The 794-nt window shown below is 65.7% G+C and carries 2 protein-coding genes; both read left to right on the top strand.

Features of this window, described 5'->3' with window-relative positions:
- A partial coding sequence (locus tag AWB68_RS48720) for a hypothetical protein (protein WP_235028895.1) occupies positions 1–208 on the top strand: 208 nt, incomplete at its 5' end.
- Between the two features lie 154 nt (positions 209–362).
- Positions 363–794 (top strand): IS3 family transposase (locus tag AWB68_RS48715; protein ID WP_160110210.1); only part of this gene is annotated, 432 nt, incomplete at its 3' end.

Here is a 794-nt window from a genome sequence, read left to right as displayed (position 1 = left end):
TTCGGTACCGATATACCGGCTCGAAGAATGGCGCGAGCGTGCCTTGGCCGGTATCGATGCTGGCCTCAAGGAGCGCGGGAACGATCCGCTGGAGGCAAAGCTTGGCGATGCGACCCGGCGCATTGGCGAGCTGGTCATGGAAGACGAACTGCTGCGCAAGGAACGGCAGGCCCGACACCCCTTGGTCAACCGGAGGTCGTCGAAATGAGCCGAACGATCTCCGCTGGCATCGGCAAGCCTTAGGGCTGGAGCGAGTCTGTCGGGTGCTCGGATTCCCGCGTTCGACGATCTATGCCGCTCGTGCGCGCGAGTCGAGTAACGTGGTGCCACTCGTGGCACAGCGGCGCGGCCCGAAGCCAAGGATGCCCGACGCCGACCTTCTGAATGCCATGCGGGCTGATCTGGCGGCCTCGCCGTTTATCGGCGAGGGGCACCGCAAGGTATGGGCGCGGTTGCGTATCCTGCGCGACATCCGCGTCTCGCGCACCCGCGTGCTGCGGCTGATGCGGGAGAACGCTTTGCTGTCGCCGCATCGTCGGCCTCAGGGTAAGTCGTCTCTGCACGACGGCACGATCACGACGAGCCGCCCGAACGAAATGTGGGGCACCGACGGCGTGCGCATCGAGACCGTGGATGACGGCTGGGTCTGGGTGTTCTCGGCGGTTGATCATTGCGACGCCTGCTGCGTCGGGATCCATGCGGTCAAGACGGGCAACCGGTTCGCCGCCTTGCAGCCGATCGCACAGGGACTGCTGGGTGAATTCGCCGGCACGGGTGCCGAGGTTGGTCGGGGC

It is taken from the genome of Caballeronia choica (assembly GCF_001544535.1).
Taxonomy (GTDB): Bacteria; Pseudomonadota; Gammaproteobacteria; order Burkholderiales; family Burkholderiaceae; genus Caballeronia; species Caballeronia choica.
The sequence above is the reverse complement of the archived record's forward strand: the minus strand, read 5'-3'. Positions and strand labels throughout refer to the sequence as shown.